The 12219-nt window shown below is 73.5% G+C and carries 13 protein-coding genes; all 13 read left to right on the top strand.

The genetic code is table 11. The features are described from left to right. Positions 1-158 precede the first annotated feature (158 nt). Positions 159-629, top strand: a complete 471-nt coding sequence (locus tag ABTY62_RS28210; RefSeq protein WP_352132210.1) for a MarR family winged helix-turn-helix transcriptional regulator — start codon at positions 159-161, stop codon at positions 627-629. 147 nt (positions 630-776) lie between these two features. Next, positions 777-1202 carry a hypothetical protein gene (locus ABTY62_RS28205; RefSeq protein WP_352132209.1) on the top strand — a complete coding sequence of 142 codons (426 nt, stop codon included), beginning with the start codon at positions 777-779 and terminating at the stop codon, positions 1200-1202. Continuing rightward, on the top strand, positions 1199-1975 hold the full coding sequence (locus ABTY62_RS28200; protein ID WP_352132208.1) for a transcriptional regulator: 777 nt from the start codon (positions 1199-1201) through the stop codon (positions 1973-1975). Before ABTY62_RS28205 ends, ABTY62_RS28200 begins: the two co-directional genes overlap by 4 nt. 37 nt (positions 1976-2012) lie before the next feature. Continuing rightward, positions 2013-2462 carry a roadblock/LC7 domain-containing protein gene (locus ABTY62_RS28195; RefSeq protein ID WP_311728926.1) on the top strand — a complete coding sequence of 150 codons (450 nt, stop codon included), beginning with the start codon at positions 2013-2015 and terminating at the stop codon, positions 2460-2462. A gap of 95 nt (positions 2463-2557) precedes the next feature. Next, entirely contained in the window at positions 2558-2932 is a 375-nt protein-coding gene (locus ABTY62_RS28190; protein WP_352132207.1) for a hypothetical protein, read from the top strand. 83 nt (positions 2933-3015) lie between these two features. After that, positions 3016-4029 carry a phosphotransferase family protein gene (locus ABTY62_RS28185; protein ID WP_352132206.1) on the top strand — a complete coding sequence of 338 codons (1014 nt, stop codon included), beginning with the start codon at positions 3016-3018 and terminating at the stop codon, positions 4027-4029. A gap of 153 nt (positions 4030-4182) precedes the next feature. After that, the gene (locus tag ABTY62_RS28180) at positions 4183-4419 is read left to right on the top strand and encodes a hypothetical protein (RefSeq protein ID WP_352132205.1); all 237 of its coding nucleotides are present in this window, start codon (positions 4183-4185) and stop codon (positions 4417-4419) included. Between the two features lie 123 nt (positions 4420-4542). Further along, positions 4543-5757: a right-handed parallel beta-helix repeat-containing protein gene (locus ABTY62_RS28175; protein WP_352132204.1), complete on the top strand. Its 1215-nt coding sequence runs from the start codon at positions 4543-4545 to the stop codon at positions 5755-5757. Between the two features lie 100 nt (positions 5758-5857). Continuing rightward, positions 5858-7048, top strand: a complete 1191-nt coding sequence (locus ABTY62_RS28170) for a cytochrome P450 (RefSeq protein ID WP_352132203.1) — start codon at positions 5858-5860, stop codon at positions 7046-7048. A gap of 176 nt (positions 7049-7224) precedes the next feature. Next, positions 7225-8271 carry a LacI family DNA-binding transcriptional regulator gene (locus tag ABTY62_RS28165; protein ID WP_352132202.1) on the top strand — a complete coding sequence of 349 codons (1047 nt, stop codon included), beginning with the start codon at positions 7225-7227 and terminating at the stop codon, positions 8269-8271. Further along, the gene (locus ABTY62_RS28160) at positions 8268-9266 is read left to right on the top strand and encodes a 2-hydroxyacid dehydrogenase (RefSeq protein ID WP_352132201.1); all 999 of its coding nucleotides are present in this window, start codon (positions 8268-8270) and stop codon (positions 9264-9266) included. The genes ABTY62_RS28165 and ABTY62_RS28160 overlap by 4 nt, the downstream gene beginning before the upstream one ends. An 8-nt stretch (positions 9267-9274) precedes the next feature. Further along, positions 9275-10510: a D-mannonate dehydratase ManD gene (manD, locus tag ABTY62_RS28155; protein WP_352132289.1), complete on the top strand. Its 1236-nt coding sequence runs from the start codon at positions 9275-9277 to the stop codon at positions 10508-10510. A gap of 2 nt (positions 10511-10512) precedes the next feature. Continuing rightward, positions 10513-12066: a mannitol dehydrogenase family protein gene (locus tag ABTY62_RS28150; protein WP_352132200.1), complete on the top strand. Its 1554-nt coding sequence runs from the start codon at positions 10513-10515 to the stop codon at positions 12064-12066. The last annotated feature ends 153 nt before the right edge of the window (positions 12067-12219 follow it).

Genomic DNA, 12219 nt, shown 5'->3' with positions numbered 1-12219 from the left:
CAGAGAAACATAGGGCGCAGCGACTGCGTGACGCAAATAATTAGGCGACCGGTCCGGCCGTAGGATGTCTGCGCGGCGCAGCGGCCGCGGGGCGCATCCGTCCGCGGCCCGCACGAGACGCCCCACTTGGAGACGGAGAGGCGCGGGAGGCCCTGCCCATGGCACGCGAAGATCTGCTGGCGGAGCTGGGGCCGGAGTCCCGGCGCTACATGGCCTCGTACATCCTGTTCAACCAGGCGGTGGCGGACCATCTGGGGATGCACCCCACCGATCTCCAGTGCCTCAACCTCCTCACGCTCGAGGACGGCCCGGTCACCACCGGGCGGATCGCCGACCTGACCGGGCTGACCAGCGGCTCGGCCACCCGGCTGGTGGACCGGCTGGAGAAGGCCGGCCAGGTCACCCGCCGCCGGGACGAGAAGGACCGGCGGCGGGTCCTGGTGGAGGTGGTGCCGGGGGCGCTGGAGCGGTTCGGCGCCGTGTGGCGGGAGCTGGGCGCCGGCTGGGAGGAGCTGTTCCACGAGGACGGCGAGGCCGATCTCGCCGTGCTGCTGCGGCATATGCGGCGGACCACCGAACTGGCGCGCCGCCAGATGGCCCGGCTCGCCGAGCGGCCGCCCGTGACCTGACCCGACGGGGCCGCGGACTCTACTACAAACACCCCGTTGTTTCGGAGCATTGCCGGATTTCCCTCCCCAAGGCTGAACGGTGCGTAACCTCGTCGTCACTGGCGAAACGCCGCCGGTGCGACGCGGGCCACGCTGGAGGGGAGCCGCATGCCCGGAATCGACGAGTGTCTGCTCGAGGCCATGACCGTGCACGGTGCGCGGGGAGCGGCCGTAATCGAGTGGACCAGCGGGCTCGCGCTCGGCATGGTCGGCGAGACCCGGGGCGGCGACCCCGAGGCCACCGCCGCGGAGACCGCGGAACTGGCCCGCATGGCCGCCGAACAGACCGCGTTCGCCGCGCTCATGGCAGACGACACAGGCACGGACACGGGCGCGGAGGACGAGGCGGCCGGGGCGGCGCCCGTGGAAGACGTCATCGTCACCACCCGCACCTGCTACCACCTGCTGCGCTTCGTCGACACGGCCTTCGACAGCGGCGTCTTCCTCTATCTGTGGCTCGACCGCCAGGAGGGGAACCTGGCGTTCGCCCGGATGCGGCTGCGCGATCTGGCCCGGCGTCTGGCGCTCATATGACCTCCGGCAGAGCCCATCGCGCTCCCGGCCTCGCCGAACTCGCCGCCGAGCGGGCCAGTGGCGCCCTGCTGTGCGACGCGGGCACGGTGTATCTGACCGAGGGCCGGGTCATGCACGCCGAGAGCGCCGCGGCCCCCGGCATCGATGTGCTGCTGACCGTCTGCGGGCGGCTCACCGCCGACTCCTGGCGGGAGGCGGTGGACCGGAGGGAGGCGTTCGGCGGCGTCGGCCGGTGCCTCGTCGACACCGGCCGGCTGTCGCTCGCGGAGCTGGAGATCTGCCACCTGGGCGCGCTGTTCGACGCCGCGTACTTCGCGCTGGGCAACGACAGCCGTCCGCGCGGCTTCTACCGGGGCGCGGCCCACTGGCTGGGCCCGGTGCGCCCGGTGGACGCGGGCGCCGTCGAGCGGGAGACCCTCCGCCGCCAGGAACTGCTCGCCGATCTGTGGCCGTATCCGCAGGTCGACCAGGAGCCCGTGGTGGCCCGCCGCTCCGACGCCCACGCCCCGCCGGTCACCCGCCGCCAGCGCTCGGTGCTGGCGCTCGCCGACGGTGTCCGCACCCCCGCCGCCATCGCCCGGGCCCTGGGGCGCCCCGCCTTCCACACGCTCGTCGACATCCGGCGGCTGGCCGCCGCGGGACACGTCGTGACACCCCGGCCCCGCACTCCCCCGCCACCGACCCCGGGCCGCGGCCCCGCCGCGGCCGTCTTCGCCGACCCCGACATCACTCTGCTGCGCCGGCTCCGTGACGCCTTGGAGGCACACCTGTGATTCCCCCGACCGCCCGGCCCGCCCGGTGACCGGCCTCATGAGACGCACCCTGCGGCAGCGCACGGAGCGGCAGCGCACGGAAAGGAAGCAGCTGATGGCCGCCGAGCCCGAGGTGCTGGAGGAGCTCAGGCGGCTGCGGGCGCGCGTCGCCGATGTGACCGGGGCCCTGGCCGCCACCAGCGACGGCCTGGTGCTGGCGCACGACACGGCCGCCATCGAACCCGAGGGGGTCGCCGCGCTGACCGCCGCGGCCCTCGGGGTGGCGCGGTCGATGGCGGAGGCCACCGGCCGGGGGGCCTTCCGCGAGCTGCTGGTACGGGGCGAGGACGGCTACGTCGCCACCTACGCCGCGGGTCCCGCGGCGGTCCTGACCGTGCTGGCGGACGGGCGCACCAACGTCGGCCGGCTCCATCTCGAGGCCCGCAGGGCGGGCGCGCGCGTCGCCGAACTGGTCGGCGACGCACTCGGCCAAGCCGAGCAGGCCTGACCACACGGTCCCCTCCCACCTTGGTTTCCCCCACCGCCGCGACAGCGGCACCGGCACCATCCGGACACCACTCACCGAAAGGAACTGCCACGATCATGGCGAACACCCAGACCGCGCTCAAAGAGGCGATGACGAGCATCGAGGGCGCGCTCGGCGTCGCGCTGGTCGACTACTCCAGCGGTATGGCCCTGGGCACCCTGGGCGGAGGGAAGGAGCTCGACCTGACGGTGGCCGCCGCGGGCAACACGGATGTGGTGCGCGCCAAGGTGCGCACCATGGAGCAGCTCGGCCTCAAGGACAGCATCGAAGACATCCTGATCACCCTCGGCAGCCAGTACCACCTGATCCGGCTGTTGAAAGGGCGGGACAGCCAGGGGCTCTTCCTCTATCTGGCGCTGGACAAGAACCGGGCCAACCTGGCGATGGCCCGTCATCAACTGCGTAAGATCGAGGCCGATCTGGAGGTCTGACCCGAAAGCCCACCCGGCTTCCGGCCCGGAACCCGTCCCTCGGGCCGGCCGCCGGGTGGGTGGCCCGCCGAGGAGGAACACGCGTGAGCCCACAGCCCCAGGACGACCAGGTCGCCGCGGCCGCCGCCGTGCTCAAGGCCGCGGGGGTCGCCGACGCGGACGCCGCGCAGTGCACACCCCTGACCGGCGGGACGTACAACACCGTGGTGCGCGTCGACCTCGACGACCGCCGGCAGTGGGTGGTGAAGGTCCCCCCGCCCGCACAGACCCCCGTACTCGGCTACGAGCGGGACATCCTGCGGGGCGAAGTGGTCTTCTACACCTCGGCGGCCGAGGTGGCGGACCTCCCGGTGCCGGAGATCGTGCACAGCGAGCTGGACCCGCACGCGGCCTGCGGGCCCTATCTGATCAGCACCCTCCGCCCCGGCGCACCCTGGAACCAGCTCGCCAGGGCGATCGGGGACGACGAGCGCCGCCGCCTCAGGGAGGAGCTCGGACGGCTGGTGGCCCGACTCCACACCGTGACGGGAACCGCCTTCGGCTACCCCGCCGAGCCGTTCGGCCCCCTGTCCGCGAGCTGGCGGGAGGCGTTCACCGCGATGACGGACGCGGTGCTCGACGACGCCGAGCGGTACCGGGCACCGCTCCCCGTGCCACCGGCCCAGGTCAGGAAGCTGTTCGCCACTGCGGCGGGCGCACTCGACGACGTGGTCCGGCCCGCCCTGGTCCACTTCGACCTGTGGGACGGAAACCTGCTGCTCGACGGCGAGGCGGGGGCCCGGACCCTCAGCGGTGTCATCGACGGCGAGCGGATGTTCTGGGGCGACCCCGTGGCCGACTTCGTCTCGTTGGCGCTGCTCGGAAGCCTGGAGGAGGACGCGGACTTCGTGGCCGGTTACGCAGAGGTCGCCGGCCCTCCGCGCTTCGACGCCTCCGTGCGGCTGCGGCTGGCGCTCTACCGCGCCTATCTCTATCTGATCATGCTGGTGGAGACGGTGCCCCGGGGATATCCCCCCGAGCAGTCGGCCCGCACCCACCAGCATGTGACACCACAACTCCTCGCGGCCCTGCGGGACATGGAGACGATCCGCGCCTGACACCCGTACCGCCCCGGCGCCGTTTCGGCCCCGTGGCGCCGCCGTCACCGTCGGTGTCCGCCGCCACCGCATACCGCGGCGCCGTCCCAGGTGCGACGCTGAGAGGAGACGCCACTCCTCGGAGACCACCGCACCCGGGAGGAGGGCCCGGAGATGACGCACCACACCACCGAACACGAGGTCGGAACCCGCCCGAGCACCTTGGGCACACAGAGTGAGGAGGACCGGCTGCGGCTGCTGGAGACGCATGTGCAGACCCTGGCCGACGCGGTCCGGGCGCTCGCCCAGGGCCTGGAGAACATCCCGACGCAGGACACCGCCGCCGCCGCGGAGGCGGCGTCCCGCGGCGCCCGGCTGGCCCATGAGCTGCTGCTCTCGCAGAGCCTGTAGCACCCCGTCCACCGCCGGGGTGTCCCCCGCGGGGCGCCCCGGCCCCGGGGGCGGCAACCTATCCGGCCGGAGCGGCGACGTAGAGCCGGGAGCCAGGACGGACCGGTGAAGGGATGGGCCCAGGTGAAGGTCAACAAAGCCGTGACGGTGCTGCTCGGCGCGGTGTCCATGGCGGCGGTGAGCGCGCCGCAGGCGTTATCCGCGACATCCGCGACGCCCGCGGCCGACGCGCGGCTGATCGTCGTGGCCGTCGGCGGGCACGACACGGGCGCGGGCACCCTCGAGGACCCGCTGGCCACCATTCAGGCGGCGGTGGACCGCAGCGGCCCCGGCGACACCATCGCGGTGCGCGGCGGCACCTACGAGCTGACCGACAACATCACCATCGCCACCTCCGGCAAGGCGGGCAGCCCCATCACGCTGACCAACTACTCCGGGGAGCACGTCGTCATCGACGGCGAGCGGCTGCCCGCCAGCCACACCCCCGTGGGCGGCTCCATCCCCCGGGCCGAGCGCGGCGCGATCCACCAGGAGGCCTCGTACTGGCGGATCCAGGGCCTGGAGATCATCCGCGGGCCGTACGGGATCTACTGCGCCGGCTGTAACGACAACGAGTTCACCGGGCTGACCACGCGCGACAACTACGAGTCCGGTTTCCAGCTCCAGGGCGCCTCCAGCCGCAACCTGATCACCAACCTCGACTCGTACGGCAACCACGACCCGCGCAAGAACGGCGAGAGCGCCGATGGCCTGGCCATCAAGGAGGGCCAGGGCGAGGGCAATCGGGTCCGCGGCGCCCGGCTGTGGAACAACGCGGACGACGGCTTCGACGCCTGGCAGTTCACCTCCGCGATCAGCATCGAGAACACGATCGCCTACGGAAACGGGTTCAACCGGTGGAACTTCCCCGACTTCACCGGTGACGGCAACGGCTTCAAGATGGGCGGCGGTGGCGACGTGGACCCGGCGGCCGACCACTCCCTGCGCAACTCCCTCGCCTTCCGCAACGCGGCGCACGGCATCACCGACAACGGCAACCCGGGCAACCTCGCCATCACCCGCACCACCACCTACCGCAACGGCGGCAGCGGCTTCCGGACGGACCGGTCGCACGCCACGCTCGACGCGAACCTCTCCCTCCTGGACACCGAGCCGGTCCACCTCGGCAGCTCCACCTCCAGGGGCAACTCCTGGGATCTGGGCGGAGTATGGAACGAGAGCTCGGTGCGGAGCACCGACCCGGCGACGATCACCGGTCCGCGCGCGGCGGACGGCTCGATCCCGTCCTCGCCCTTCCTCGTCCCCCGCGACGGCTCGGCCCTCGGCGCCCGCTTCTGACGCCACGCGGACACCGGGCTTCGGCAATGCGTTAATCCGGCCCGCCACGGGGGACGAGTGTCCTTGGGGACGGACGGACCGGCCGGAGGCGGGGGGACGGATGGAACACGGGGCGCGCAAGATCGAGCGGTCGGCGGACCCCGACGGAGCCTCCGACTGCCCGGTGCGGCGGGGCCCCGACGGGGTCTGGCAGGTGCGCGGATACCCGGAGGCGCGCGCCGTGCTGCGCGCCACCGGCACCGTGCAGGCCGGTCTCGGCATCGAGACCGTGGAGAACCTGCCGTCGGGGCTCCGGCGGCCGGTGCTGTACCGGGACGGCCCGGAACACCGTGAGCACCGGCGGCAGACCGCCCGGTTCTTCACGCCCCGCCGCGTCGACGAGCGGTACCGCGAGGTCATGGTCCGGGCCGCGGAGGCGCAGATCGGCAAGGTCCGCGCCGCGGGGCGGGCCCAGCTGGCCGATCTGAGCTTCCATCTGTCGATCGAAGTGGCCGCGTCCGTGATCGGTCTGACGGAGAGCCGGCCCGGCATCCGGCACCGGCTGGAGCGCTTCTTCCCCGAGAAGTTCGGGCGGCCGGGGCTGACCAGCCTGCACGGGATCCACTGGCTGCTGCGCCAGACCGCGAACTGGCTGCGGGTCTATCTGGCCGATGTGCGCCCGGCCGTGCGGGCCCGCCGCCGGCGGCGCCGGGACGACCTGATCTCCCATCTGCTGGACGAGGGGTGCTCGGCGGGCGAGATCCTCGGCGAGTGCCTCACCTTCGCCGCCGCGGGGATGGTCACCACCCGGGAGTTCATCAATGTGGCCGCCTGGCATCTGTTCACCGACGGCGCGCTGCTCGCGCGCTACCGGGGCGCGGACGAGGCCGGCCGGCTCGCCATCCTGCACGAGATCCTCCGGCTGGAGCCGGTCATCGGCCGGCTCCGCCGCCGTACCACCGCCCCGCTGGAGCTGGACGGCGGCGACGGCACCGTGACGGTGCCGGCCGGGGCGGTGGTGGACGTGGACATCGAGCGCGCCAATGTCGACGCGCGCGCGATGGGCGGACGGCCGGAGCGGATCTGCCCCGGCCGCCCCGTGTCCGAGGGCTCCGGCGCGGCCGGGCTGTCCTTCGGGGACGGCCCGCACAAGTGTCCCGGCGCCCATATCGCGATCCTGGAGACGGACATCTTCCTCAGCCGTCTGTTCGCCCTGCCGGGAATCCGGATGGCGGCCGCGCCGGAGGTCGGCTTCAAGGACGAGATCGCCGGCTACGAGCTGCGCGGCTGCACCGTCGCGTGCCGGGTGTGAGACCGGCCCCCACCTGAGCGTTTGTCCGCAGATCGCCCCTCCGCTCACGCCTCGGCCCAGGGCCTCCGATGCCCTTGCCAATGTTTTGGCAAGCGTTGACAAGGTTGCGCAAGGGTGACGACCATGAAACATGCCGTTCACCTCCCCCACTCCGTCGCACCAGGAGCGGAGTCCCCATGACCCCCACCCTCACTGATGTGGCCAAGCGCGCCAATGTCGCGCTGTCCACGGCCTCCCGCGCGTTCAGCGACCCCAACCGGCTCGGACCGCAGACCCTGCGCAAGGTGCTGACCGTCGCGCAGGAGCTGGGCTACGAGCCGCCCGTGGCGCGCACGGCCGAGCCGGCCGCCGACGCGGGCACCGCCACGGTCGCCGTCGTCGTACCCGACATCGCCAACCCCGTGTTCGGGGCCTTTGTGAAGGCCGCGCAGGGTGCGGGCTGGCGCCGCGGGCAGACCGTCGTGCTCGCCGACACCGACTTCGACCCGGACCACGAGCGCGAAGTCCTCGCCCATCTGCGCGAGCAGGCGGACGGGCTGATCGTGTGCTCGCCCCGGCTCGACGGCGAAGAGGTCCTCGACATCTGCGGCCGTACGCCCGCCGTGCTGGTCAACCGTGAGACCCCTGGCGCGGACTGTGTGCTGGCCGACGCCACCCAGGGCATGCGCCAGGCCGTCGAGTACCTGGCCGCGCTCGGCCATCGTCACATCGGCTACGTCCAGGGCATGCAGCGCTCCTGGTCCAACGCGCAGCGCGTGGAGCTGATCCGCGCGGAGAGCGAGCGGGCCGGGCTGGAGCTGACGCTGCTGGGCTGGCAGTCCGAGACGGTGGCGGGCGGGACGGCCGCGGCGGCCGGTGTGCTGGCCTCGGGCGCCTCCGCGGTGATCGCGCACAACGACCTGGTGGCGCTCGGGGTGGTCTCCGGCGCCCGGGCGCTGGGGGTGAGCGTCCCCGAGGAGCTGAGCGTGATCGGCATCGACGACATCCCGTTCGCGGAAGTGTCGCAGCCGTCCCTGACCAGCATCGCGGTGCCGATGGTGCGGGCCGGTGCGCTCGCCCTGGAGCTGCTGGGCAAGGTCATCGGGGGCGAGCGGCAGACCCCGCGCACCCTGCGGCTGCCGACCCAGCTCATCGTGCGCGGCTCGACCGGCGCGGCCCGTACCCGGCCCGACGGGCACGGTGCCGTGGCGGGCCGCGCGAAAGCCGAAAGGAGCGGATCATGACCGCCGACACACTGACCGTGGTGGTCGTCGACCCCAATCTCGACCCGCTGCGCGCCGAGTTCGAGGCCGCGCTCCCGGACGGGGTGTCCGTCAGCTGGCCGGACGCCCGGGACGGCGCCGCGGTCGAGGCCGCCCTGAAGGCGGCGGATGTGCTGGTGTCGGGGAAGTGCGACCGCCGGAGGGCCCAGATCGCCACCCGGCTCCGCCTGGTCCACGCGGCGGGCGCCGGAACGGACGGGATCGACATCGCCGCGCTGCCCCCGGGGACCCAGGTCGCGAACACCTTCCACCACGAGGACTCGATCGCCGAGTACGCCGTCTCGGCCGCCATCCTGCTGCGCCGCGGCTTTCTGCGGCAGCACGAGGCGCTGCGCCACGCGCGGTGGGACTCCCCCGCGTACGACCCGCGCTCCCCCTGGGTGGACACGCTGGGCGCGGCGACGGTCGGGTTCATCGGCTTCGGACACATCGGCGCGCGCTGCTGGCAGCGGTTCCGGGCGTTCGGCGCGCGGGGCGTGGCGGTCACCCGGCGCGGCGAGGTGGACGCGGCGGCCGAGGGGCTGGACTGGTCCGGGACCATCTGCGACCTCGGCTCGCTGCTGGAGGGCTCCGATGTGGTGGTGGTGTCGGCGCCGCTCGTTCCTGAGACGACGGGGCTGATCGGCGCGGCCGAGCTGTCCCGGATGCGCCCGTCGGCGGTGCTGGTCAACGTCGGGCGCGGCCCGGTCGTGGACGAGGACGCGCTCTACCGCGCCCTGAGCGACCGCGCGATCGGCGGGGCCGCGCTCGACGTCTGGTACCGCTACCCGGCCGACGGACACTCCGCGGCCCCCAGCAGCCATCCCTTCGAAACGCTGGACAACGTGCTGATGACACCCCACTCCTCGGGCCTCACTCGCGAGACCTTCGCGCGCCGGGCCGAAGACATCGCCGCCAACATCGGCCGGCTGGCCGCGGGCGAGCCGCTGCGCAACGTCGTGGCGGTGGCGCCGTGAGCCGCCCGATGCAGGCCGGGACGCCCGGGAGCGACACCATCGTCGCGGTCGATGTGCTGGTGACGAGCCCGGGCCGCAACTTCGTCGCGCTCAAGATCACCACCGCGGAGGGCCTGGTCGGCTGGGGCGACGCCACGCTCAACGGCCGTGAGCTGGCGGTCGCCTCGTATCTGCGCGACCATGTGGCGCCCCTGCTGATCGGCCGGGACCCGGCGCGGATCGAGGACACCTGGCAGTACCTCTACCGCGGGGTGTACTGGCGGCGCGGCCCGGTGACGATGACCTCCATCGGCGCGGTGGACCTCGCGCTGTGGGACATCAAGGGGAAGGCCACCGGTCAGCCCGTGTACCAACTGCTCGGCGGCGCGGTGCGGGACCGGATCCTGACCTACACCCACGCCAGCGGCTGGGACCTGCCTGAGCTGCTCGACTCGGTCGACGCACGGCGCGAGCAGGGCTTTCTCGCGGTGCGGGCGCAGAGCGGCGTCCCCGGTCTGGACACGGTGTACGGGGTGACCAGGGGTGGCCCGGGGTACGAGCCGGCCGGGCGTGGCGTGGCTCCGGTGGAGGAGGTCTGGGACACCGACTCCTACCTCCGGCACGCGCCAGGCGTGCTCGCGGGGGTCCGCGCGCATGTGGGCCCCGAGCTGGCCCTGCTGCACGACGCCCACCACCGGCTCACCCCCGGCCAGGCGGCCCGGCTCGGGCGCGCGCTGGAGGAGGTGGACCTCTTCTGGCTGGAGGACGTCACCCCGGCGGAGAACCAGGAGGTGTTGCGGCACGTCCGGCAGCACACCACCGTGCCGCTGGCGATCGGCGAGGTGTTCAACACCGTCTGGGAGTGCCAGACGCTGATCACCGAGCAGCTGATCGACTTCGTCCGGACCTGTGTGACCCACGCGGGCGGGATCAGCCATCTGCGGCGGATCGCGGCGCTCGCCGAGATCTGGCAGGTGCGGCTCGGCCCGCACGGGCCGTCCGATGTCTCGCCGGTGGCCCTCGCGGCATCGCTGCACGTGGGCCTCGCCACCCCCAACTTCGCCATTCAGGAGTACATGGGCTACGAGCCGGTCGTGCACGAGGTGTTCCGCCACGCGTGGAGCTACGCCGACGGCCATCTGCACCCCGGCGACCGGCCCGGACTCGGGGTCGAGGTCGACGAGGAGCTGGCCGCCCGGTTCCCGTACGAGCCCGCCTACCTGCCCGTCGCGCGGCGCCGCGACGGCTCGATGACGGACTGGTGACGATGCGATCGACGACTCTGCCCCGCCTCGGCCGGGCGACCGTTCCCCCGGCCGCGCCGGTTCTCGCCCGGCCACCGGCCGAGACCGGCATCGTGCACCTGGGCCTCGGCAACTTCCACCGCGCCCACCAGGCCGTCCACACCGCGGCGGCGCTGGCCCGGACCGACGGCCCCTGGGGCATCCTGGGCGTCGCCGGCCGTTCCACCGACGTGGTGCGGGCGATGCGCGAGCAGGACCTGCGCTACGCGGTCGTGGAGATCTCCCCCGGCCGCACCCGGGTCACCGTCCCCGCCGTGCACACCGGGGCGCTGGTGGCCGCGGAGCAGCCGGACGCCGTGCTCGACGCCCTGGCCGCGCCCGGCACGGCCGTCATCACCATGACGGTCACGGAGCACGGGTACACCTTCTCCCCGCGCACGCACGGGCTGGATCTCGACGCGCCCGCGGTCCGCGCCGATCTGCGCGGTGACACGCCACCGCGCACCACCATCGGGCGGATCGTGCGGGGGCTACAGCGTCGCAGCCGGGGCCACGCCCGGCCGGTGACCGTCCTGAGCTGCGACAACCTGGTGGGCAACGGCGAGTTGACGAGGCGGCTGGTGCGCGAGTTCACCGAGGCGCTCCCGGCCGCCGAACGCGACGAGCTGGTGCCGTGGCTGGAGAGCTCGGTGGCGTTCCCCGGCTCCATGGTGGACCGGATCGTGCCCGCCACCACCGACGCCTACCGCGACGCGGTCGCGGCCCACCTCGGTGTGCGCGACGCCGTGCCGGTGCCGGCCGAGCCGTTCTCCATGTGGGTGATGGAGGACCGGTTCGCCGCCGGTCGTCCGCGCTGGGAGGCGGCCGGGGCGCTGTTCACGGCGGACGTCGAGCCGTACGAGCTGCTCAAGCTGCGGCTGCTCAACGGCACGCACTCGCTCATCGCCTATCTGGGCGCCCTGGACGGGCGGGACACCATCCCGGACGCGGTCGCCCGACCGTTCATCGCCGAGGCGGCGCGGAGCGTGCTGTACGAGGAGTACCTGCCGAGCCTCACCGTGCCCGCCGACATCGACCTCGACGGCTATGTGGGCCAGCTGTTCGACCGCTGGGCCAACTCCGCGCTGGGCCACCGCACCCGGCAGGTCGGCTCGGACGGCTCGGTCAAGCTCCGTCAGCGGGTGCCCGACCCGGCCCTGCTCCAGCTGCGCGCCGGGCGGATGCCGCACCATCTGGCGCTGACGGTGGCCGCCTATCTGTGCTGTGTGGCGCCCCCGGCCGGCTTCTCGCCGGGCCCGCACGCCACCGCGATGGTGGATCCGGCCCGGGGATCGCTCGCCGCGGTCGCCGAGCGGGTCCGCGCCTCGTCCGGGGCGGCCTTCGTCGAGGCCGTTCTGGAGGGCGGGCTGCTCGGCGACGGGCTGCCCGAACACCCCGCGTTCGCGGCGCGCACCGCCGAACTCATCGACATCATCGTGCGATTCGGCCCGGCCGCCGCGGCGGCCGAGGCCCTGCGGGCCGGCGCCAAGGCCGTGGCCCCCCTTCCCGTCGGGACCGCGGGCCGCCCCGGCGCCTGAGCGCCGTCCCGCGGATCCCGATCGCCTGTTCCGGCCACGCGGCTCAGCCGCGGGCCGGAACAGCGACCCACCCCGCCCGTTCCCGGCCGCCGGCCCCTGGCCGGCGCCTCGGCGAACCCTCGCTCATCCCCCTTCTCCGGCTCCCCGGGCCCC

The organism is Streptomyces sp. NPDC097640 (assembly GCF_040302705.1).
Lineage (GTDB): Bacteria > Actinomycetota > Actinomycetes > Streptomycetales > Streptomycetaceae > Streptomyces.
The sequence above is the reverse complement of the archived record's forward strand: the minus strand, read 5'-3'. Positions and strand labels throughout refer to the sequence as shown.

What these genes read in the sequence shown, in the direction of transcription:
- ABTY62_RS28200 (WP_352132208.1), top strand. Translation starts at nt 1,199, where the DNA reads ATGACCTCCGGCAGAGCCCATCGCGCTCCCGGCCTCGCCGAACTCGCC.
- manD (WP_352132289.1), top strand. Translation starts at nt 9,275, where the DNA reads ATGCAGGCCGGGACGCCCGGGAGCGACACCATCGTCGCGGTCGATGTG.
- ABTY62_RS28150 (WP_352132200.1), top strand. Translation starts at nt 10,513, where the DNA reads ATGCGATCGACGACTCTGCCCCGCCTCGGCCGGGCGACCGTTCCCCCG.
- ABTY62_RS28170 (WP_352132203.1), top strand. Translation starts at nt 5,858, where the DNA reads ATGGAACACGGGGCGCGCAAGATCGAGCGGTCGGCGGACCCCGACGGA.
- ABTY62_RS28190 (WP_352132207.1), top strand. Translation starts at nt 2,558, where the DNA reads ATGGCGAACACCCAGACCGCGCTCAAAGAGGCGATGACGAGCATCGAG.
- ABTY62_RS28195 (WP_311728926.1), top strand. Translation starts at nt 2,013, where the DNA reads ATGAGACGCACCCTGCGGCAGCGCACGGAGCGGCAGCGCACGGAAAGG.
- ABTY62_RS28205 (WP_352132209.1), top strand. Translation starts at nt 777, where the DNA reads ATGCCCGGAATCGACGAGTGTCTGCTCGAGGCCATGACCGTGCACGGT.
- ABTY62_RS28165 (WP_352132202.1), top strand. Translation starts at nt 7,225, where the DNA reads ATGACCCCCACCCTCACTGATGTGGCCAAGCGCGCCAATGTCGCGCTG.
- ABTY62_RS28180 (WP_352132205.1), top strand. Translation starts at nt 4,183, where the DNA reads ATGACGCACCACACCACCGAACACGAGGTCGGAACCCGCCCGAGCACC.
- ABTY62_RS28160 (WP_352132201.1), top strand. Translation starts at nt 8,268, where the DNA reads ATGACCGCCGACACACTGACCGTGGTGGTCGTCGACCCCAATCTCGAC.
- ABTY62_RS28210 (WP_352132210.1), top strand. Translation starts at nt 159, where the DNA reads ATGGCACGCGAAGATCTGCTGGCGGAGCTGGGGCCGGAGTCCCGGCGC.